The sequence below is a fragment of the Streptomyces sp. Y309 genome, assembly GCF_056712025.1.
Genome location: NZ_CM160048.1, coordinates 1,752,236 through 1,774,029 on the forward strand (window position 1 = coordinate 1,752,236; position 21,794 = coordinate 1,774,029).

General features: G+C 73.3%; 18 protein-coding genes. 4 read left to right on the forward strand and 14 right to left on the reverse strand.

Annotation, left to right across the window (positions count from 1 at the left end):
* Positions 1-111 precede the first annotated feature (111 nt).
* The 12 genes from AC0KTA_RS06260 to AC0KTA_RS06315 form a co-directional block, all read right to left on the reverse strand.
* Positions 112-2,073, reverse strand: coding sequence for a DUF5107 domain-containing protein (locus AC0KTA_RS06260; protein WP_481054104.1), 1,962 nt, complete (start codon positions 2,071-2,073; stop codon positions 112-114).
* A gap of 113 nt (positions 2,074-2,186) precedes the next feature.
* Positions 2,187-3,083, reverse strand: a complete 897-nt coding sequence (locus AC0KTA_RS06265; protein ID WP_481054105.1) for an arginase family protein — start codon at positions 3,081-3,083, stop codon at positions 2,187-2,189.
* Between the two features lie 79 nt (positions 3,084-3,162).
* Complete coding sequence (locus tag AC0KTA_RS06270) at positions 3,163-3,747, reverse strand: GNAT family N-acetyltransferase (protein WP_481054106.1); 585 nt, start codon at positions 3,745-3,747, stop codon at positions 3,163-3,165.
* A gap of 30 nt (positions 3,748-3,777) precedes the next feature.
* Positions 3,778-4,029 (reverse strand): LapA family protein, encoded by a 252-nt coding sequence (locus AC0KTA_RS06275; RefSeq protein ID WP_481054107.1) that lies wholly within the window; start codon positions 4,027-4,029, stop codon positions 3,778-3,780.
* Between the two features lie 309 nt (positions 4,030-4,338).
* Complete coding sequence (locus AC0KTA_RS06280) at positions 4,339-5,292, reverse strand: S66 peptidase family protein (protein ID WP_481054108.1); 954 nt, start codon at positions 5,290-5,292, stop codon at positions 4,339-4,341.
* Positions 5,289-7,289, reverse strand: coding sequence for a S9 family peptidase (locus AC0KTA_RS06285; RefSeq protein WP_481054109.1), 2,001 nt, complete (start codon positions 7,287-7,289; stop codon positions 5,289-5,291). Before AC0KTA_RS06285 ends, AC0KTA_RS06280 begins: the two co-directional genes overlap by 4 nt.
* Before the next feature lie 16 nt (positions 7,290-7,305).
* Entirely contained in the window at positions 7,306-8,631 is a 1,326-nt protein-coding gene (locus AC0KTA_RS06290) for a M20/M25/M40 family metallo-hydrolase (RefSeq protein WP_481054110.1), read from the reverse strand.
* Positions 8,624-9,457, reverse strand: coding sequence for a M55 family metallopeptidase (locus tag AC0KTA_RS06295; protein WP_481054111.1), 834 nt, complete (start codon positions 9,455-9,457; stop codon positions 8,624-8,626). Before AC0KTA_RS06295 ends, AC0KTA_RS06290 begins: the two co-directional genes overlap by 8 nt.
* Before the next feature lie 70 nt (positions 9,458-9,527).
* The gene (locus AC0KTA_RS06300; protein ID WP_481054112.1) at positions 9,528-10,259 is read right to left on the reverse strand and encodes a class I SAM-dependent methyltransferase; all 732 of its coding nucleotides are present in this window, start codon (positions 10,257-10,259) and stop codon (positions 9,528-9,530) included.
* A gap of 213 nt (positions 10,260-10,472) precedes the next feature.
* Positions 10,473-12,944 (reverse strand): ATP-binding SpoIIE family protein phosphatase, encoded by a 2,472-nt coding sequence (locus AC0KTA_RS06305; RefSeq protein WP_481054113.1) that lies wholly within the window; start codon positions 12,942-12,944, stop codon positions 10,473-10,475.
* A 173-nt stretch (positions 12,945-13,117) separates the two neighbouring features.
* Positions 13,118-15,559 (reverse strand): MFS transporter, encoded by a 2,442-nt coding sequence (locus tag AC0KTA_RS06310; protein WP_481054114.1) that lies wholly within the window; start codon positions 15,557-15,559, stop codon positions 13,118-13,120.
* Positions 15,560-15,790: 231 nt separating this feature from the next.
* On the reverse strand, positions 15,791-16,234 hold the full coding sequence (locus AC0KTA_RS06315) for an SRPBCC family protein (RefSeq protein ID WP_481054115.1): 444 nt from the start codon (positions 16,232-16,234) through the stop codon (positions 15,791-15,793).
* Between the two features lie 158 nt (positions 16,235-16,392).
* On the opposite strand from AC0KTA_RS06315, the gene AC0KTA_RS06320 reads away from it, so the two are divergent.
* The 3 genes from AC0KTA_RS06320 (at position 16,393) to AC0KTA_RS06330 (ending at position 19,792) form a co-directional block, all read left to right on the forward strand.
* Positions 16,393-17,427, forward strand: coding sequence for an Rv2578c family radical SAM protein (locus tag AC0KTA_RS06320; protein WP_481054116.1), 1,035 nt, complete (start codon positions 16,393-16,395; stop codon positions 17,425-17,427).
* 214 nt (positions 17,428-17,641) lie between these two features.
* Positions 17,642-19,273: an alpha/beta hydrolase gene (locus AC0KTA_RS06325; protein WP_481054117.1), complete on the forward strand. Its 1,632-nt coding sequence runs from the start codon at positions 17,642-17,644 to the stop codon at positions 19,271-19,273.
* 102 nt (positions 19,274-19,375) lie between these two features.
* Positions 19,376-19,792, forward strand: a complete 417-nt coding sequence (locus AC0KTA_RS06330) for a RidA family protein (RefSeq protein WP_481054118.1) — start codon at positions 19,376-19,378, stop codon at positions 19,790-19,792.
* A gap of 18 nt (positions 19,793-19,810) precedes the next feature.
* Here AC0KTA_RS06330 and AC0KTA_RS06335 read toward each other — a convergent pair whose 3' ends face one another.
* Positions 19,811-20,431 (reverse strand): TetR/AcrR family transcriptional regulator, encoded by a 621-nt coding sequence (locus AC0KTA_RS06335; RefSeq protein WP_481054119.1) that lies wholly within the window; start codon positions 20,429-20,431, stop codon positions 19,811-19,813.
* Between the two features lie 87 nt (positions 20,432-20,518).
* On the opposite strand from AC0KTA_RS06335, the gene AC0KTA_RS06340 reads away from it, so the two are divergent.
* The gene (locus tag AC0KTA_RS06340; protein ID WP_481054120.1) at positions 20,519-21,043 is read left to right on the forward strand and encodes an SRPBCC family protein; all 525 of its coding nucleotides are present in this window, start codon (positions 20,519-20,521) and stop codon (positions 21,041-21,043) included.
* 50 nt (positions 21,044-21,093) lie between these two features.
* Here the strand turns inward: AC0KTA_RS06340 and AC0KTA_RS06345 are convergent, their stop codons facing one another.
* Positions 21,094-21,687, reverse strand: a complete 594-nt coding sequence (locus tag AC0KTA_RS06345; RefSeq protein WP_481054121.1) for a HEAT repeat domain-containing protein — start codon at positions 21,685-21,687, stop codon at positions 21,094-21,096.
* Positions 21,688-21,794 lie beyond the last annotated feature (107 nt).

Consider the following 21,794-nt stretch of genomic DNA (forward strand, 5'->3'; position numbering starts at 1 on the left):
CCCACCCGTGACTGCCGTCCCCGGCCTCGGGCCGACTCTCCTGTTGTTCCCGCTGTGGGCAGTCGTGCCGCAGGGCGGCACGGGTGGGCACAGCCCACGCCGACGGCGCTCTTACGGCCGCATCCGGAAGTCGTACCTCCCCGGCAGCGGCTCCGAGCCGGAGACCCTCGCCCACAGCTCGGCCAGAGCCTCGTCCCCCTCCCGGAGGTCCGCGACCTCGAACCCCTCCTGGAACACGCCCCGCGCAGCGGCAACCTCGCCCTCCGCCAGGAGCAGCTGAGCCTCGATCAGCCGAAAGCGCCCGGACGCCCGCGTCCACGGATGCACCCGCTCCCACACCCCGCGGGCCACCCCACACCGCCCCACGGCCAGCAGCGCACCGATCGCCTCACGCCCGAGCGCCGCCGTCACCCCGCCCCACACGACCCCGTCGTCCCGCCGCTCCGCGCACAGGTCGTCGAAGGCCTCCGCGTAGCGGTCCGCGGCCCGCTCGACGTGCCCGGACTCCTGGTCGGCGACCGCCAGGCAGCGCAGCAACGGCCAGCGTGAAGGCGCGAGTTCGAGCCCCCGCTCCCAGCTCCGTACCGCCTGCGCCCGGTCCCCGGCATGCCACTGCGCCACGCCCAAGTGGTACTCGGCGAGCGGCCGCGCGGGCGCGGTCTCCAGCATGTCCCGCCAGTGCCGCGCGACCAGCGTGGGCCCGGGCGGCCCGACCCGCCGGGGCTCCGGCACGGCCCCGCTGTGCAGCAGCTCCAGCCACGGCTCCTGCTCTGCCCCGAGCCTGGACTCGTCGAACGGCGTCCCGGGCAACTTGTACTGCGCGCGCAGCACTTCAAGGGCGCCCCACCCCGACCCGACGGCCAGCACCTCCCCCGGCTCGGTGTCGGCGCACGCCCGCCACGCCTCGTACGCCGCATCCAGCGCCGAAACCGGCAGCGCCTCCGCGAGCCGCCCTTCCGCCTCGGCGCGCGCGGCCGCCCAGTCGCCGCCGTGCACCACGTCCGGCGCCGCGGCCAGCGGACCGTACGACTCCAGCCACGCGAACTCGCTCTCCGCGTCGAGCCGTACATGCTCGAGCTGCGTGCGGGCGAGCCCGGCCTGGATCTCCGTGTAGCCGCCCGTGCCGGGCTCGGTCAGCCACTCCTGCCAGCGGCGCCCGCCCGGCCCCGTCCCCCAGGTGAAGAGTTTGCGCCCGCGCAGCGGCGCCGTCGACGTCTGCACGAGGCCGTGCCCGTCCGCGTCGACCGCCGCGATCCAGCGGCGCGCCCCCTCGGGCAGGTCGTAGAAGTAGTCGGCGGCGAACTCGCCGCGCAGCGGGTACGTACGGTCGGCCCCGTCGCACTCGGGCACCGGCACCTTCCGCAGCGTACGCGCATACCCGAAGTGCCAGGCCTCGTCGGCCGGGACGAGCACCCGCCGCTCCTCCGGCACGGCGATGTTGGACCACCAGTAGACGGGCACCGGCTTCTCGTGCGGATTGCGGATGCGTACGCCGACATGCAGGAAGTCGGAGTCCTCCGGCAGCCACAGGTCGACCTGGAACGGGGTGTCGCGCAGCCGCTCCCACTCCCACAGGCGCACCATCTCGCCGCCGTCGGGCGCGGTCACGCGCGCGGCGTGCAGCGGCGCGCAGGACAGCGTCGTGTGACCGGTGGCGCCGATGTTCCACTCGACGCCGCCGGAGTACCAGGCGCCGTTGAGGGCGAAGTCGGCGGGCTGGAACACCGGGTTCCGGTAGAGCAGTTCGCGGTCGGTGGGCTTGTGGAAGAGGGAGTGGATCCGGCCGCCGAGGCCGGGCAGGACGGTGCCGCGCAGCCGCTCGTTCTCGATGACGATCGTGTCGAAGGACGTCGGGGTGCGGTCGCGGCCGTAGCCGTCGCGGATGCGTGCCGGAAGCACGGAGCGCAGCGGCTCGTACGCGAGCTGGCGAGCCATGTCGCGCGGCAGTCCCCGCAGGTCCCGGTCGTCGAGCCGGTGCGCCTCGTCGAGCGGCCGGAGCGGCGGCAGCGGGTTCTCCGGCCCCAACTCGGCCGCCGGCAGGGTCAGTACGTCGCGTCGCACGGTCGTCGCCAAGGCGTCCTCCTCGGTTCGGGTACTGCCCTCGGATGACCATGGAACACGCTCGGGGCCGACCCGGCCAGGGGCTTCGTCGGTCAGGATTGCGCACAGATCTGTGCAGGGAAGCGTCAGGATTTCGCGAAGGCCGCCACGACCACGTCGGTGAGTACGTCGCCCGCGGTGCCGTCCGGGTCGAGATCGGGGTCGTAGATCGTGACGTTGAGGCCGACACAGCGGGGCGAGCGCACCAACGGGCGCAGCAGCGCGAGGAGTTCGTCGGGGTGCAGGCCGTCGGCGTCGGGGCTGTCGACGGCCGGCATCACGGACGGGTCGAGCACGTCGGCGTCGAGGTGCACCCAGAAGCCGTCCAGGGCGGTGTTCTCCAGGCTGACCACGGCCGAGCGGGCCACGTCGGCGGCGCCCCACTGGCGCAGCTCGCCGACCGTGACCGTCGGTATCCGCAGCTCGCCCAGCTCGGCCCGGTCCTCGTCCTCGTCCCGCATCCCGAAGAGCCGTACGTCCTCGTCGCGCAGATAGGGCCGCAGGCCTTCGATGTCGGTGAGGTCGCGCTGCCCGCGGCCGGTGGCGAGCGCCATCTCCTCGCCGCCCGCGGCGCCGACGCGGTCCGAGTTGCCGGGGTGGCGGAAGTCCGCGGAGGCGTCGACGGCCGCGAGTCCGTACCGCCCGATGCGGCGCAGCGCGAGGGACGCGCCGAGCTGGATGGAGCAGTCCCCGCCGAGGACGACGGGCAGGTCACCGGCGCGCACGTGCCGCTCGATACGGTCGGCGAGCTTCGGCGTATAGGCGGCGATGGCGGCCGCGTTGAAGACGCCGTCGCCCTCCTTCCAGTCGCCGCGGTCGTAGCGCGGCGGCACCACGACGCCGCCCTCGACGGCGTTCAGGCGCCGCAGGATGCCGCGTTCGCGCAGCGCTCCGGCGAGCTTGTAGCAGCCGGGCACGGTGCCGGGGGCGGGCGGCCGCAGGCCCAGGTTGGAGGGGGCGTCGATGATCACGATGTTCCGCATGCCGCCATCCTGCGCGAGGAACGGCGGCTCCTTCAACGGTCTGAGCCTGCCTGCGTCGGCGGCCGGGGCTCGGCCCGTGTCAACGGCCTGAGCCTGCCCGCGTCCGCGCGCTGCCCCGTTCCTTCGTCATCTCGGCGGTGAGGGCCCACCGTTGGTGGTCGCGCCACGCCCCGTCGATGAACAGGAAGTCGGGTGAGAAGCCTTCGAGGCGGAAGCCCGCGCGGCGGGCGAGCGCGATGGACGCGGTGTTGCCGGGCTGGACGTTGATCTCCAGGCGGTGCAGCCGCAGCTCCCCGAACGCGTACCGCACGACGAGCGCGAGGCCTTCCGTCATGAGTCCGCGCCCGGCGGCGTGCGCGAAGGCGCCGTACCCGAGCGCCCCGCTGCGGAAGCCGCCCTCGACGATGTTGTTGATGTTGATGAAGCCCGCGAGGGCGCCGTCCGACCGTTCGTACACGAGGAATCCGGCCCTGGCCGGGTCCTCGGTCAGCGCTCGCACGTACGCCGCGTATCTCTCTTCGGTGGTGGGCGGGAACAGCCACGGGCGGTGCAGCTCGCGGCTCTCCCGCGCCCGCGCCGTGAACTCGGCGGCGTCCGCCCGGGTGTAGCGGCGTATGCCCACGCGGGTGCCGGTGGCCAGGGGGGTGTGGTGGGGGCGCAGCATCCGGTCACGTTACCCGGCGCCACCCGGCCCTCACCGGCGTCTGCTGACGAAGTACGCCCCGCACAGGGCGCCGATCAAGCCCGTGCCGAGGAGAGCCATCCACAGCGGCATGGTGACTTCCGGGATCAGCAGCCGGATCTTGGTGTTGCGGGTGTTCTCGAAGATGAAGACGAGGGTGAGGAGGGCGATCGCCGCGACGGCCACCCGGCCGGGCGTCATCAGCGCACCCACGCCACCCTTCGAGGGGCTCTTCGAGCCGCCCGTGGAGCTCTTGGGGCTCATGTGTGGACCCTTCCGTTCCGTCGGAGCGCCGACCGCCTGGCAGGCGGCTCCCCCGGGTCCAGGATGGGCAGCGGTACGGGATCCCGCGCGGTGGGTGTCGCCGGGGGCGGGGCGGGGTGGGCCATCCGGGTGAGGGGCGCGGCGAAAGAGCCCACCCGGCGTCCGAGAACGAGCCGCGGAGCGACGGAAAAGCCCGTCCGGCGTTTGAGGACGAGCCGCGGAGCGGCGAAAGGGGGAAAGGGGCGCAGCCCCATCAGTCCCGGAGGCCCAGGCGGCCTCCGCGGCCTCCGCGTCCGCCGCCCCCGGGCGTCAGCCCGGCCTCACCGCCAGCGCGGGCGTGTCGAGCCGCAACGACCCCGCGTCCGCGTCCAGCTCGCCCGGTATGCCGAACGGCACCGTCAGCGCGCCGTCGCAGTGGCCGAACCCGAACTCCTCCACGATCGGCACACCGAGGCCGCCGAGGCGGTCGAGCAGCAGCGCGCGCACCTCGTCGTAGGGATCGCACTCCTCCCAGGAGCCGAGCGCGACCCCCGCCACCCCGTCCAGCCACCGCGCGCGCAGGAGCTGCGTCAGACAGCGGTCGAGCCGGTACGTCTCCTCCCCTGTGTCCTCCAGGAACAGCAGCCCGCCCCGGGCGGACACCCGCGCGCCGGGCACTCCCACGTCCGCCGACAGCAGGGACAGACAGCCGCCGAGCGTGACGCCGCGGGCCCGGCCGCCCACGAGGGGCCGCCCGGGCGAGGCGATGACCTGCACCGCCTCCGGCTCGAAGAGCGTCAGCCGCAACTGCTCCTGGGCCCGCGCGTTCTTGAGGAAGTCGGCTCCGGCGACCATCGGCCCGTGCAGCGTCACGAGCCCCAGGCGCCGCGCGAACGCCTCGTGCAGCGTGGTGATGTCGCTGTACCCGAGGAACACCTTGGGCCCCGCGGCCCGCAGCGCGTCCCAGTCGAGCAGCTCCACCATCCGCGCGGCCCCGTACCCGCCGCGCGCGCAGAGCACCGCCGACACCGAGGGGTCGCACCAGGCCCGCTCCAGGTCCCGCGCGCGATCCGCGTCCGCCCCGGCGAGGTAGTCGAACTCCCGGTGCCGGTCCAGCACATGGGGCGCGACGACGGGGTCGAGGTCCCAGCCGCGCAGGACGTCGAGTCCCGCTTCGAGCCGGTCCTCGGGCACCGGCCCGCTGGGCGCGACGACCGCGACCCGCGCGCCGGGCACCAGCCGCGGCGGCCGGACGAGCGGCGGGACGGGGGCGGGGCGGCTCACTTGGCCAGCTCCAGCGTCGGCGTGCCGCCCGCCGGTTGCAGCCGGAACACCTGTGCGTACAGGGACAGTTCGGCCTCCAGGACCCTGATCATCGTGTCCGCGCGCCGGAACCCGTGCCCCTCGCCCTCGAAGGCGATGTACGCGTGCGGCACCCCGCGCCGCTCCATCCGCTCAAGCAGCCGCTCGCACTGCGCGGGCGGACAGATCACGTCGTCGAGGCCCTGGAGCAGCAGGAACGGCGCGGCGATCCGGTCGGCGTGCCGCGCGGGCGACCGCTCCTCGTACCGGCCGGGCACCTCGGCGTGCGGGCCCACCAGCGTCTCCAGATAGCGCGACTCGAAGTCGTGGGTCTCCCCGTCCTGCCAGGAGCCGAGGTCGAGGACGGGGTAGAGGATCGTGCCGCAGGCGTACACATCGGTCGTGGTCAGCGAGGCCGCCGCGGTCCAGCCGCCCGCGCTGCCCCCGCGGATCGCGAGCCGCGCGCGGTCGGCGGTGCCCTCGTCGGCGAGCGCGAGCGCCACGGCCGCGCAGTCCTCGACGTCGACGACGCCCCACTGCTCCCGCAGCCGGTTGCGGTAGGCCCTGCCGTACCCCGTCGAGCCGCCGTAGTTGACCTCCGCGACGCCGATGCCGCGCGAGGTGAAGTAGGCGATCGCCAGGTCGAGGACGAGGGGCGCGCGGGAGGTGGGCCCGCCGTGCGCCCACACCACGTACGGCGGGAGTTCATCGCCGGGGGCGACGTGGCCGGGGTGGTGCGGCGGATAGATGTGGGCATGGATCTCGCGTCCGGCGGGGCCCAGGAAGGTGCGGATCTGGGGTTCCGGATAGTACGTGGGGTCCACCGGGTCGTCGTGCGCGGCGCCGATGACGCGGGCCCGGCCGGTGCGGGTGTCCAGCTCCACGACCTCGTAGGCACTGCGGGGGCTGGCGGCGATGCCGGCGACGCGGGTGCCGCTGACGGCGAGGGACGCCGACCACTCCGACCAGGGGCCCGCGGCGTCGACGACCTCGCCGGTCTCCGGGTCGAGGATGCCGAGCGCGGTGGCGCCGGTGCCGTGCACGACGGCGATGAGACCGCTGTCCAGGGGCGCGAACCAGCTGAGGCCGAGCTGCCACAGCGGCCCGCCGAACTCCTCCTCGCGCGGGCAGAGCGCGACCGCCGCCCCGTCGGGCACCGCCCGGTACAGATTCCACCAGCCGGTGCGGTCGCTCACGAACAGCAGCCGTCCGTCCGGCGCCCAGTCGGCCTGGACGATCGACTCCTCGGGGCCGCCCGCGAAGACGCGGGCGCCGTCGAAGGCGCCGTCCGCGCGGACGTCGGCGACCATCAGCTCCGTGCCGTCCCACGGCATCCGCGGGTGGTCCCAGCCGAGCCAGGCGACCCGCGCGCCGTCCGGCGAGAGCCGCGGTCCGGTGACGAAGCGGTGCCGCCCGTCGGACAGCTCCCGCACGGCGGCGCGGTCCTCGGCGGCCGAGCCGTCGAGCGGCACCGCGGCCACCACGCGCCGCACGTCCGTGGGCCCCTCGCCGGTGAACTCCTCCAGGACGCACCACACTTCCCCGCGGTCCAGGTGCACCCGCGGGTCGGCCCAGCGCAGCCCGCCGCCGGCCCCGGACAGCGGTGTGAGCGGTCTGGGCTCGGCCTCGGGGACGTCCGGCTCGTACGCGTACAGCCGCTGGTCGGCGAAGTCCGCGAACACCAGGAGCGGCCCGCGCGGGTCACCGGGGCGCGCGGCCGCGGCCCAGGGCCGGCCGCCGTACTCGATGACGCGGTTGCGGACGTTCCACGGCGCGGGCAGCACCGACTCCTCGCGGCCGCTCGCGCGCCGCCGCACCAGGGCGCGCCGGCCGCCCTCGGTGGGGCGCGGCTCCGTCCACCAGGCCTCGTCCCCCACGAAGCCGACGAACGCGGGGCTGCCGTCGTGTGCCGCGGCGAGCGCCGCGTCGATCGGGGACAGCCATGAGCCGTACGGCTTGGTCTGCGCCATGTCGTTCATCTCCCCCAAAGGTCGGTCAAGCCGTGCGCAGAAAGCGGTCGAGCACCTGGGTGCCGAAGTGCAGCGCCTCGACCGGCACCCGCTCGTCCACTCCGTGGAAGAGGGCTTGGTAGTCGAAGCCCTCGGGCGTCCGCAACGGCGAGAAGCCGTAGCCGCGGATGCCGAGCCTCGAGAACTGCTTGGCGTCCGTGCCTCCCGACATGCAGTACGGAACGACGCGGCCCTCCGGCGCGAACTCCTGGACGGCCGCCCGCATCCTGGCGAACGTGGGCGTGTCCACCGGCGCCTCCAGCGCCACCTCCCGGTGGTGGAACTCCCAGTCGACGTCCGGTCCGGTGAGCCGGTCAAGGGTGGTGCGGAACTCTTCCTCGCCGCCGGGCAGATATCTGCCGTCCACATAGGCCGTGGCCTCGCCCGGGATCACGTTGACCTTGTAACCGGACTGGAGCATGGTCGGGTTGGCGCTGTTGCGGACCGTGGGCTCGACCAGGGCGGCGGTGGGGCCGAGCTTCTCCATGAAGGCGTCCACGTCGAAGCCGGGCGCGTCCAGGTCGGCCTCCAGGCCGTACAGCTCGGCCAGTTCGACGAGGGCCGCCCGCACCGTCGGGGTGAGCCGCACCGGCCAGCGGTGCCGCCCGATGCGGGTCACGGCTGCGGCGATCCTGCTGACCGCGTTGTCGCGGTTCACCTTGGAGCCGTGGCCCGCCGTGCCGCGCGCGGTGAGCTTGAGCCAGCCGGTGCCGCGCTCGCCCGCGGCGATCGGGTAGAGCTGGTTGCCCCGGCCGTCGTGGAAGGTGAACGCGCCGGATTCGCTGATGCCTTCCGTGCAGCCCTCGAACAGCGCGGCGTGCTCGTCGGCGAGGAACCCTGAGCCGTCGAGGGCGCTGGCCTCCTCGTCGGCGGTGAACGCGATCACGATGTCCCGGCGCGGCCGCACGCCCGCCCGCTGCCAGTTGCGGACGACGGCGAGGATCATCGCGTCCATGTTCTTCATGTCGATGGCGCCGCGTCCCCACACGACGCCGTCGTGGATCTCGCCGGAGAAGGGGTGCACACGCCAGTCGGCGGCCTCGGCCGGGACGACGTCCAGATGGCCGTGGACCAGCAGGCCCTCCGCGCGGGGGTCGGTGCCCTCGATGCGGGCGACGACGTTGGTGCGGCCCGGTGTGCGCTCCAGGAGGGTGGGCTCCAGGCCGGCGCCGGCGAGCTGCTCGGCGGCGTACTCGGCGGCGGGGCGCTCGCGGCAGTCGCCGTCGCCGCGGTTGGTGGTGTCGATGCGGATGAGCTCGGAGGTGAACCGGACGACCTCGTCCAGTGCTTGGGGGTCGACCTGGTCAGCCATACTGCTCCTCAACAGCGGAGGAGGCGATCGTGGTGACCGCCTTGAACGTGCGGATGCCTTCGTACATGGTGTCGCTCGTGTAGGCGACCTTCCGCTCCGCCACGCGCCGCACTCCCGGAACAACCGTCGTGGCCATCGACAGGTGTTCCGCGTCGAACTCGACCTCGACGGTGAACGGGCCGCCGGCCACCGGATCGTGCCGGACGGCGAGGGCCGCGGCCTCCTTGGCGGCGGCCTGGATGTCGGCCGCGGTGCGGGCCGGGGTGCGGCACACCGCCGCGTACCGCGACACGTGGTCCTTGACGGCCACCTTCAGCGCGCCCGGGGCATAGCCGAGGGCGTCCTCGCAGGCCAGGTCGTCGCCGGTGACGAGGACCACCGGGACGCCGAACTCCGCGACGACGTGGGAGTTCAGCAGGCCCTCGCTGGCGCGCACGCCGTTGACCCACACGCCGGTGATCTGGTTGGCCAGATAGGTGTGCGCGAGGACGCCTTCCATGCCCGCGCCCGCGTGATAGCCGACGAAGGCGATGCCGTCCACGTCACCGTGCTGGACGCCTTCGACCATGGAGAGCGATTTGTGCCTGCCCGTGAGCATCTCGGCCCGCCCGTCGAGCTGTTCGAGGAGCAGATTGCGCATCGTCCAATGCGCCTCGTTGATGAGCACCTCGTCGGCCCCGCCGTCGAAGAAGCCGAGCACGGCCGCGTTCACATCCGAGGTGAACATCGACCGGCATCGCTCCCACTGCGGCGTGCCCGGCAGCACATCGGCGGGCCAGGTCACGCCCGTGGCGCCTTCCATGTCGGCGCTGATGAGGATCTTCATGCCTCGAAACCGTACGCGTTCGCGCCGACCCCGTGCCAGGCCTGTGGATAACTCCCACTGGCCTAGACCACTAGCGTCCCTCGGGGCGCCCCACGACCAGCCAATTCGACGGCAGTTCGATGCGTGTGCCGTCCGCGGTGTACTCGGTCGTGGTCAGCGGGAGTTCGCCGCTCGCCAGGACGGTCAGGCCCGCCGAGCGGACGAATTCCGGCACGGCGGCGTCGGCCACCTCGCCCGGCGCGATGCCGTGGGCGAAGACGGGGGCCAGCTTGGGCGGGGGCCCGCCGGCGTCCTGGGCCAGGCCGCGCAGGACCTCCCCGGCCGCCTCGGCGAGCTCGACGGCGAAGGCCCGGCCGCGTTCGCCGAGCAGGACCGCGATGGAGTCGAGGAGCGGCTGCCGGTCCTCGGCCTCGCACTGGTGCAGGACGCCGCGCATGTACACGTTCACATCGCCGAGTTCCGCGTGGAGTTGCTCGGCCGCGCTCTTCTCGGCCGCGTCGAGCTGCCGGAACTCGGCCTGGCCGGCACGGTCCGCGTCCCGTGCGTGGGCGACGGCGGCGGCCGACAGGTCGACGCCGAGGACGCGCGGGAAACGGTCGGCGAGGAAACGCGTCTGCGTGCCGTTGCCGCAGCCGAGGTCCACCAGCGCCAGGCCGGGCGCGGTCAAGTGCGGCTCGAACAGGGCCAGATGGAGGCCCGCGGTGAGGGCGGGCTCGGAGTCCCAGAACACGGCGCCCGCCTCCCGGGGTGCCTCGCTCCAGAAGCCCTCCCAGGCCTCCTGGTACCGACTAGTGACGCCCATGCCCAGCTCCCCAGAGTGCGACCGGCGTCGCCGAAGCCGACGACAAGATCGGTCTACCGCTCGCGGGAGCACTCGACAAGCCACACGCGCGCACCTTCACGCCGCTTTCGATACGTGTTCCCCCGGCGTGCGCCAGGGCGGCGGCTCTGGCGGCGCAGGATGCCACCGCCCCGTACACAGTGTGCGGGGCCGGGCCGCCCCGGTGGCGCGCGTCTACCGGGGCAGGGGCAGCTCGAACCACACGGTCTTGCCCGCGCTCGTCCGGGTGGTGCCCCATTCCTTGGCGAGGCTGGTCACGATGCGCAGGCCGCGCCCGAACTCGTCGCCGGGTCCCGCGCTGAGCAGCGCCGGCAGCGTCGCGTCGTCGTCCTCGACCTCGCACAGCAGCCGCCCGGAGCGGACCAGGCGTAGCCCGATGCGGCCGCCGCGCGCGTGGCGTACGGCGTTGGTGACGAGTTCGCTGACCAGGAGCACGGCGGTGTCCGTGACGGCGTCCAGGTCCCAGTCGCGCAGCTGGGACCGGACCAGGTCGCGGGCCCTGCTGACCTCGCTGGGGTCCGTCGCGAGCCGCCAGTGGCCGACGTCCGTGGAGGCCACGCCGTTGAGCCGGGCCATCAGCAGGGCGACGTCGTCCTTGCGGCCGCCGCGGCCGGCTTCCGAGAATGTCGCGGCGAGGGCGCGGATGATCGTGTCGCAGGCGTCGTCCATGGAGGCGGCGGGGTGGGCCGCCGACTCGACGAGCGTGGCGAGGCCCGCGCCGATGTCCTCGCCGCGCACCTCGACCAGGCCGTCGGTGCACATCAGGAGGCGGTCGCCGGGTGCGACGCGCACCCGTACGGACTCGAACGGCACACCGCCGACTCCTATGGGCGCCCCGGTGGGCAGGTCGAGCAGTTCGCTGCGGCCGTCCAGGGCGCGCACCAGGACCGGCGGGATGTGGCCGGCGTTGGCCAGGTGCAGTTCACCGGCGATCGGGTCGTACACCGCGTACAGGCAGGTGGCCAGATAGTGCTCGCCGAGTCGCTGCGCGAGGTCGTCGAGGTTGCGCAGGAGCTGGGCGGGCGGCAGGTCGAGGGCGGCCATGGTCTGCACGGCCGTGCGCAACTGGCCCATCATCGCGGCCGAGTTCAGTCCGTGTCCCATGACGTCGCCGACCACCAGCGCGGTGCGGGCCCCGGGCAGCTTCACCGAGTCGAACCAGTCGCCGCCGACGCGGCCGAGCAGGGTGCCCGGCAGATAGCGGGTCGCGATGTCGCAGCCGGACATGCGGGGCTGGATGGGCGGCAGCATGCTGTCCTGGAGGGTGTCGGCGACCGACTCCTGGTACGTGTACATGCGGGCGTTGTCCAGGACGAGCCCCGCGCGGGCGGCCAGTTCGGCGCCGGTCACGCGGTCCATGTCGTTGAAGACGGGCCGCTCCCGGTGGCGCAGCAGGATCATGAAGCCGAGGACGACATTGCGTGCCTTCAGGGGCACGACCAGCATCGAGCGGTGGTTGATCAGCGGCCGGATGTCGCGCTTCTCGAACTGTGAGGCGATGGCGTTGCCCATCTCCTCGGTGATGCGCGGTACGAGGACGGGCTCGCCCGACGTCATGCACTGGAAGAACGGGGTGTGCGCGGGGAACGGCATGGACTCGCCGACGGGCACGACGTCGTCCCAGCGGCCCGGCTCATCCGTGTGCTCCACGGCGACGCGGTGCCACAGCGTGGTCTCGTCGGGCACGCCTTCGGGGAAGCCCTCGCCCGCGACGACCTGTTCGCGCAGGTAGGTGCCCGCGACGTCGGTGAAGCGCGGCACGACGGCCCTGCTGACCTCCTGGATGGTCCGGGACAGGTCGAGCGAGGAGCCGATGCGCCCGCTCACTTCGTTCAGGAACTCCAGGCGTTCGCGCACCGCCGCGTATTCGAGGTCCTCGGCGTCGTCCTCCGCTTCGAGGTCCTCGGCGTCGTCCTCCGCGGCTCCGGGCGCGGGTGTGAGTCCGGCGGCGGCCGCCGCTTCGGCGCGCTGCCTGCGGGCCCGGCGGTCGGCGCGCCGCGGCACCCCCCAGTCGGGGGTGACGGGCACGCGGTCGTGCTGGCTGAACTCCAGGACGGGATAGCCCAGTTCGAGGACCTGCGCGACGATGCGGGCGCTCTCGCCGACACTCATGCTCGGCAGGATCTCCGGGAGGCGGCCCGCGAGCTCGTCCGCCCCGGGGAAGTCCGTGTGCAGCGCGAACCCGGGCGCTATGCGCTCCACATGGTCGCTGTCCGGGTCGCCCGCGGCGGCGAGACGCGCGGCGTCGGCGGCGAGCACGAGCAGCCGTTCTGGTCCTGGGCCGACGAGCGGGTAGGCCCACCACAGGACGTCGATGCGCTCGCGCCCGCGCGTGGGGGCGGTCAGGCGGGCGCGACCCGCCGCGGGGTAGGAGATGCGGCCGTCCAGGGAGCTGCCGAGGTCGGGACCGAGCACGTCGTACTCCCCGTAGGCCTCGGCGTGCTGCGGGAGGGCTCCGGTGACGGGCAGCAGGTCGCCCGCCGGGCGGCCCACGGCTTCCTCCTTGGTGTGGCCGAACAGGCGCCGCGCGCCGGTGCTCCAGTGGGACACCAGGCCGCCGGCCTCGACGACGACCACGGCCAGGGGCACTCGGCCGGACACGCCGCCGTGCGCCGCCGGCTCGCCACCCGGGATCCCACGCTCCATGGCCTCGGCTCCTTCCCACGGCACGGCAAGATCTGCACCGCCCCCAACCACCGTACGACCGCCACGGGTTGCCGTGCGGCGCTATCCCGGAATTGGCCCGGCAGGGGGGCGCCGCCGGGGCGAATCGCGGACGCCTCGTGGCCGGGCCCGGTCTCCACGGCCGGGCGCCCGTCTCAGTCCTCGTGGCCCAGTTGCAGATCCCGCTCCGTCCGTCCGCCGCCCGCCACTTGGAGCACGGTGGCGACCGGCGGGTAGCCCGCCGCGATCACCGTGTACTCGCCGGACGACAGGTCGACGAACCGGAAGGTGCCGTCGGCGCCCGTGGTCAGGGTGTCGACGACGTTGCCCGCGGCGTCGAGCAGCGTCACGCGCGCGTCCTCCACGGGCCGTCCGCCGCCGGCGCGCACGGTGCCGCGCAGCACCGCTCCCCCGGCGAGCTCGATGTCCTGGCGGGTCTCCCGCGCGGCCTGCACGCTGACGGGCAGGGCGGCCGGGCGGAACGCGGGCGCGCTGGCGGCGAGCGTGTACTCGCCCGCCACCAGCTCCGTGATGACGTAGCCGCCCTCGCGGCCGCTGCGGGTGGAGGCGACGACTTCCCCGCGTACGTCGGTGAGGGTCACCGCGGCGTCCCGGACGGGCGCGCCGTCGGCGGTGAGCACGCTGCCGGCGAGCCGGCCCGCGCCGCCGAGGACCACGTCGAGCTCCACGGGGCGCTCGCCGACGGTGACGGTGACGGCCTGTGGCTGGTGGCCACCCGCCGCGGCGATCAGGACGAACGATCCGGCACCGGGCGTGCCGAGGGCGTACCGCCCGTCGTCGCCGCTCGCGCCGCGCCCGATCTGCTGGCCCGCGACGTCGATGAGGGTCAGGGCGGCGCGCGGCACCACGGTGCCGTCCGGGTGCTGCACGGTGCCGCAGACCGGCACTCCGGCGGCGTACGGAGTGCGCGCCCCCGGGACGGCGGCCTGCTCGGCGAGGGGGGCGTGCGGGGTCTTGGAGGACACGGCGCTGGACAAGAGGGGGGTCTCCTTGAGGAAGAAGGCGAGCAGCAGGCCGAGGACGAGCACCGGGACCAGGTAGAGGAAGATCCGCGGCATCGCGTCGGCGTACGCCTGGATGTAGCCCTCGCGCAGCGGAGCGGGCAGCGCGTGGACGAGCTGGGGAGTGATCGATTCGGCGTCCGGCAGGTCGGCGCCCGCGGGCAGGCTGTCGGCGAGCGCGTCGGTGAGGCGGTCGGCGAAGAGGGTGCCGAAGACCGCCGCGCCGACGCTGCCGCCGACTTGCCGGAAGAAATTGTTGGCGCTGGTCGCGGTGCCGAGGTCGGCGGGCGGCGCGGCGTTCTGCACGGCGAGGATCAGCACCGGCATGACCAGGCCGACGCCGGCGCCGAGGACGGCCATCCAGATGCTGTAGTGCAGCCGGGGCGTGTCCGCTTCGAGCCGGGAGAGCAGATACATGCCCACTACGGAGAGGGCGCCGCCGAGGATCGGATAGATCCGGTAGCGCCCGGTGTGGCTGATGAGTTGCCCGGCGATGATCGAGGCGCCGACGACGCCGCCCATCATCGGCAGCATCAGGAGTCCGGACTCCGTGGCGCTCGCGCCGTCGACCATCTGCAGGAAGGTCGGCAGGTAACTGGCCGCTCCGAAGAGGGCGATGCCGATGACGAGGCCTACTAGACCCGTGATGTTGAAGACCGAATCACGGAAGAGCCGCAGCGGGATGATCGGTTCTGCCGCGAACCGCTCGGCGAGGAGGAAGAGCAGGGTCGACACGACCGCTCCGGCGGCGAGCCCCAGGATGACGCGTGAGCCCCAGGCGTACTCCGTGCCGCCCCAACTGGTCAGGAGCACCAGGCAGGTGGAGGCGGCGACGAGCAGCAGCGCGCCGAGCACGTCGAGCCGGCCCCGGCTGGGCGGCTTGGGGAGCTTCAGGACGAGGGCGACGACGATCAGGGTGATCAGGCCGAACGGCACGTTGAAGTAGAAGCACCAGCGCCAGGAGACGTGGTCGGTGAAGAAGCCGCCGAGCAGCGGGCCCGCGACGGAGGCGAGGCCGAAGGAGGCGCCGATCATGCCCATGTAGCGGGCCCGTGCGCGGGGCGGCACGATGTCGGCGATGATCGCCTGGACGCCGATCATGAGGCCGCCCGCGCCGACGCCTTGGAGGGCGCGGAAGGCGATGAGCTGGTCCATGGTGCGCGACCAGCCGGCGAGCGCGGAGCCGATCACGAAGACGACGATGGCGAACTGGAAGACGCCCTTGCGCCCGAAGAGATCGCCGAGTTTGCCGTAGATGGGCAGGCCGACGGTCGCGGTCAGCAGGTACGCGGTGATCGCCCAGGACATCTTGTCCAGGCCGTGCAGCTCGCCGACGATCTTCGGCAGCGCGGTGGCCACGATCATCTGCTCGAGCGCGGCGAGAAGCAGGGCCAGCATCAGGCCGACGAAGACCATGCGGACCCGGGCGGGGCTGAGCCCGTGCGGGGGCGTCTGCGCGGCGTCCGGGGGCGGTGGCGGCTCCTGTGCGCCGCCCCCGTCGGCGGCGGCCGCGGGGGGCTGCGCCTCCGCCCGTTCGCCGTGCCCGGCGCTCATCACCAGCGTCGTCCCGCCCACCTGCTGCTCCCCTCGTCGCGCCTGCGCCGCCCATTTCTCGCATTACGCGACAACTGTGAGCAAGCGCGACGAGTCGCCCCCAGGCGTGCACCGGCGCACGTAAGCGCCGGTGGGAGCCCTACGGCGTACAACCGGGCCGTCGGCGAAAACCACTCGAAACGGTGAGCGTGACAACAGCCCTGATGGGTTACGGGAGTTGGCGGGGCAGGGGCCCCAACCGGCCGCGTGCGCCTACTTCTCGACCTCCGCGGCGAGCTTGCCGAGCACGGCGTCGTAGATCCGCGCGAGGCCCTTGGGCGCGAACGTCTTCTCGAAGAAGCCGCCGATGCCGCCCGCGCCGTTCCACACCGTGGAGACGACGACGCGCGCGGCGCCCTCGCCCGCCGGGGTCACCCGCCAGGTGGTGACCATGGACGAGTTGCGGTCCTTCTCGACGAGTTCGCCGTCGGTGGGTTCGCTCACGTCGAGCAGGCAGTCGCGGATCCGCTTGCTGGTGGCCTGCAGCTTCCAGTGGACCAGGGTGCCCTCGCCGTCGCCGCCCTCGCGCACCTCGTACTCACTGAAGTGCTCCGACAGGATCTTCGCGCGCGTGCCGCTGTAGTCGGCCAGCGCATCGAAGACGTCCTCCGGCTGCGCCGCGATGATCCGCTCCGTGGTCGCTTCGACCTGCGCCATTGCACTTCCTCCAGCAGTTGGTGTCTCAGGGGTTGGGCGGTCAGCCAACCACCCCGCGCACCGGCGCCCCAAATCGGGGCCCGGACACGTTCGCACGATCAAGGGAACATGTGTTCTATTCTGTGGCGAGTGCTGGTCACTGCTACGGAGGAGGCGCCATGCGCTGGGAGAATTTGTCCGACGGCCCGCGAAGGGGCGCCGCGGACCCCGCGCTGTTCGGCGCGGACGCGGTGACGACACGGACCTTCGACACCCCCGAGTTCCGGGGGATCACCTTCCACGAGATCCGGGCCAGGTCGATCGTGAACCGCGTGCCGGGGGCGTCGCGCATGCCCTTCGAGTGGACGGTCAACCCGTATCGCGGCTGCACGCACGCGTGCGTGTACTGCTTCGCCCGCAAGACGCACAGCTATCTGGACCTGGACACCGGCCTCGGCTTCGACAGCCAGATCGTGGTGAAGGTCAACGCGCCCGAGCTGCTGCGCCGCAAGCTCGCCTCGCCGAGCTGGCACGGCGAGCACATCGCGATGGGCACGAACGTCGATTGCTACCAGCGCGCGGAGGGCCGGTACGCGTTGATGCCGGGCATCATCGAGGCGCTGCGCGACCGGGCCAACCCGTTCTCGATCCTCACCAAGGGCACGCTGATCCTGCGCGACCTCGACCTGCTGCGACAGGCCGCCGCGGTCACGGACGTCGGCATCTCGGTGTCCGTGGGCTTCGTGGACGAGCAGCTCTGGCGCACGGTGGAGCCGGGCACGCCCGCGCCCGGGCGGCGCCTGGACGTCGTGCGCACGCTGAGCGGGCACGGCATCGGGTGCGGTGTCCTGATGGCCCCGGTGATCCCGTTCCTGGGCGACCATCCGGACCAGTTGCGCGCCACGGTGCGGGCGATCGCCGAGGCCGGGGCGACGTCGGTGACGCCGCTGGTGCTGCATCTGCGGCCGGGCGCGCGCGAGTGGTTCATGACGTGGCTCGCGCGGCACCACCCGCATCTGGTGCGGCGCTACGAACGGCTGTACGCGGACGGCGCCTACGCCCCCAAGTGGTACCAGCGCCGGATCACCCGTCATGTGCACGACCTGGCGCGGGAGTTCGGCATCGGCCCCTCGCGCGCGGGCGCCGCTCGCCGCATCCCCGAGCCCCAGGAGACGGCGCCCGCCCCGACCGCCACCCAGCTCACACTGCTGTGAGCCGGACCGGGCAACACCGCCTCGCCGGAGCCTGACCAGCTCCTGCTCCCCGGGCCCGGCCACAGCTGTGACCTGCGCTGGGCCATCGCGGGGCTCGTCATGCTCCTTTCAGGTCATTCCTTCATAGAACGCCTCCTTACGGGCGGGCTTTCCGGGACGATGCCGCGGGGGTCGTGGGCCTCGCGGCCCCGAACCCTCCGCTCTGGGAGGCTCGATGAGAGCAACCGCCGTCTCACTGTGCGGCGTCGCCGCGCTGGTGACCGGTCTCGTCGCGGCGGTGCCGTCCGCCGCGGGCGCCGACGCGCGATCCGCGCCGCGCACCGCGCACACCCCGCCCCCGCACCACCTCGCGTGGAAGAAGTGCGCCACGAAGGCCTACCCCAGGCTCCAGTGCGCGTCCCTGAAGGTCCCGCTCGACCACGACCACCCGCACGGCGCGCGGATCACGCTCGCCCTGTCGCGCATCCAGCACACCGCCAAGACGTACCAGGGCCCGCTCCTGGTGAACCCCGGCGGTCCCGGCGGCAGCGGCCTGAGCATGGCCGGGTTCGTCGCCAAGACGCTGCCGAAGAAGGTCGCCGCCGGCTACGACGTCATCGGCTTCGACCCGCGCGGCGTCGGGCGCAGCAAGCCCGCCCTGACCTGCCGCCCCGGTCACTCCAAGCCGGTGCGGCCCGCCACGGTGCCGTACACGCAGGCCCTGGAGAAGGCCAACCTCGACCGCGCGCGGGCCTTCGCGAAGGCGTGCGCCTCCAAGTACGACGTCCTGCCGTTCATCGACACGGTGAGCACGGTCAAGGACCTGGACGCGATCCGCGCGGCGCTGGGCGCCGAGAAGATCAACTACTTCGGGTACTCGTACGGCACCTATCTGGGCGCCGTGTACGCCAGGCTCTTCCCCGACCGGGTCCGCCGCATGGCCCTGGACTCCGTGGTCGACCCGCACAACGTCTGGTACGACGCCAACCTCACCCAGGACTTCACCTTCGACGCCCGTCACAAGGCCTTCCTGGCGTGGGTCGCCAAGCACCACAAGAAGTACCGGCTCGGCACGGACCCGGCGAAGGTCGAGGCCAAGTGGTACGCGATGCGCGCCGCCGTCGCCAAGAAGCCGGCCGGCAAGAAGGTCGGCGCGGCCGAGCTGGAGGACACCTTCGTGCCGGGCGCCTACTTCGACGGCTACTGGCCGTTCCTGGCCGAGGCGTTCGCGGCGTACGTGAACCGCAAGGACGCCGACCTGCTGGTCGAGGCGTACGAGGACTTCGGCGCCGTGGACGCGGCGGGCGACAACAGCTACTCGGTGTACGCCGCCGTGGGCTGCCGGGACGCGGCCTGGCCGCGGGACTGGGAGCAGTGGCGCCGCGACAACTGGCCGGTGCACGCGAAGGCGCCGTTCATGACCTGGAACAACGCCTGGTACAACGCTCCGTGCGCGTTCTGGCCGGTGCGGTCGCTGCATCCGGTCGACGTCACCAACACGTCGGTGCCGCCGGTGCTGCTCTTCCAGGCGACCGACGACGCGGCCACGCCGTACGAGGGCGCGATCACGATGCACCGCAAGCTGCGCGGTTCGAGCCTGGTGGTGGAGCAGGGCGGCGGCAACCACGGCGTCACGCTGAGCGGGAACGCCTGCCTGGACCGGCACCTGGCGGCGTACCTGACGAACGGCAAGGTGCCGCACAGCGGCGGTGAGGTCGACGCGGTGTGCAAGCGGCTGCCCGAACCGAAGCCGAAGAGCGCGGCGCGGGGCTCGGCGGAGAAGGGCCCGGCGGCGGGCGGCGCCTCCGGAACCGGCGCCTCCGGGAGCGGCGCGGAACTGCACGGGCTGCTGGGCTTCCGGGGCTGAGACCCCGGTCCCGGGCCGGACGCCGGGGGCGGACACCCGCTCCCGGCCGAACCCCGGCCTCCGTCGGGGGCGTTGTCAGACCCATGGTCCACCATGGGGACCATGAGCGAACTGACGTACATCAACGCCCCCGACGGGGTCGCCCCCGCGACGCAGTACACGCACGTCGTGACGGGCACCGGCCGCCTCGTCGCCGTCTCCGGTCAGCTCGCCCTCGACGAGCAGGGCAAGCTGGTCGGCAAGGGGGACGCCGCGGCGCAGGCCCACCAGGTCTTCGGGAATCTGCGGCGCTGTCTGGCCGCCGCGGGCGCGGGCTTCGACGACGTGATCAAGCTGACCTATTTCGTCACGGACGTTGCGCACATGCCCGCGATACGGGCCGCGCGGGACGCGCACCTGGACCCCGCCCGGCTGCCCGCGGCGTCGGCCGTGCAGGTCGTGGCCCTGATGGGGCCCGAATTCCTCATGGAGATAGAGGCGTTGGCGATGGTGCCGGACGAGCGGCCCGCGGAGGCCTAGCCCTCACCTCGACCCCCTCTACGCCTGCCCACCCGCGCCGCCGAGCAGCAACAACGCGCTCCCCCCCGCCAGTTCCTCCGCGTGCGCCGGAAGTTCCTGGCCGCGGCGCACATGGCGGCGGACGATCGTCAGCGGCATGTCGATCACCGCGAGCGTGACGCGGTCGGTGGCCGGCGCGTCCTCGGCGCCGAGCGCGGCACAGAGCGCGGCGACGGCCTCGCCCACCCGCCGGTGCCCCTCCTCGGCCCGGCGCACCCCGGGCTCGGGCCAGTCGTCGCGGGCGAAGTCGCCGGCGCCGTACAGGAGCAGAGCCGCCTCGCGCGGGTGCGCCCGGCTCCAGGCGACCACATGGACGGCCGCCGCGCGGGCGGCCGCACGCGGGTCGCCGTCACCGGACCCCAGCGCCTCGCCGGACCCCAGCGCCGCGAACCACCCCTCCTGGAAGTCCTCGACGGTCCGCAGCCACACCTCGGCGAGCAGCGCCGCACGCGCCGGGAAGCGGTGGTAGACGGAGCCGCTGGGCGCGCCGACCGCCTTGGCCACGGCCGCCATCGTGATCGCGGACGGGCCCGCGTCGGCGGCCAGCTCGACGGCTGCGTCGAGAAAGCGGGATGCGTCGTACCGGGGTGGCCTCGCCATGTATTGGAGAGTACCCTCCAATTAAATAGAGGGGGCTCTCCAAAACTGGGGATCCCCGTTCCCGGCACTCAGGACCCTGGAGCCACCATGGCCGTCCTCAACGTCCACGAACGCCTCCTGCCCGCCAAGCCGAGCGAGGTCGGCGCGCTCATCGACGCGCTCGCCTCGGCGGACGACCCGCTGTGGCCCGGCCGCGACTGGCCGCCCATGAAGCTGGACCACGGCCTCACGCCCGGCTCGCGCGGCGGCCACGGCCCGGTCCGGTACACAGTGGCGGCGTACGCGCCCCAGCAGTGGGTGCGCTTCACCTTCTCAGGCCCGCGCGGCTTCCACGGATTCCACGAGTTCACGGTCCACCCACTGAACGACGGCGACGACCGCGACGAGGACGGGAGCAGAAGCGGGAGCGGGCGCACGATCCTGCGGCACACACTGGCGATGCGCGCCCGCGGCGCGGCCCGGCTGACCTGGCCGCTGGCGTTCCGCTCGTTCCACGATGCCTGCCTGGAGGACAGCCTCGACCGCGCGGAGCGGGCCCTGACCGGCACGGTCCGCCGCCCCGCGCGCTGGAGCCCGTACGTCCGCTTCCTCCGCCGCGTCACCCCCGGTTAGAACCGGTTGCCCTCACAAAGCCGCTCCGCCGCCGGGCAGCCGGACAGGCCTCACGACCCCTGCGCCCGCACCGACACCCGCGCCAGCGCCGCCGCGGCCGCCGCCGCCAGGCGCGGATGGCCGCAGGCCGCCTTGAGTACCGGGATGGCCCGCGCGTCCCCCAGCGCCCCGAGCCCCTCCACGCACGCCAGCGCGACCTTGCCGTACGGGTCGTTGGGCGTCAGGCGGCGCTGCAGCGTGACGATCAGCGCGGGCGCGGACTCCGGGGCACGCAACTCGGTGAGCAGCCGCACCGGATGCAGGGCGTAGGCGACGCGCAGCTCGTTCGTGGCGAGCGCGGCCGCCGCGCGGGCCGTGCGCGGATCGCCGAGCCGCGCGAGGGCGTGCGCCGCGGCGGCACAGCGCGGCGGATCCCGGTGATTGAGCAGCAGCACCAGCGACTCGAAGGCCCGCCGGTCCCCGAGGACGCCGAGCTTGACCGCCGCCAACTCCCTTGCCCACAGGGGCTGTCCGGTCGCGTGCAGCGCCCCCGCCAGCTCGTCGGGATCGCCGACGGCCAGCAGTTCCTCGTACGCCTCCAGCGCTCCCGACGCGGCCGCCTCGCGTCGTAAGCGATCCGTCACCGTCCGCAACTCCGCATCCATGCGGTGAGCCTAGTCGCGACGGAGGTCACAGACACCGGGGCTGGCGCGCTCGTTACTCGCCGGTTAATCTCATGTGAGCGGGGCACACTCCCCGCAGGCAGTACCTC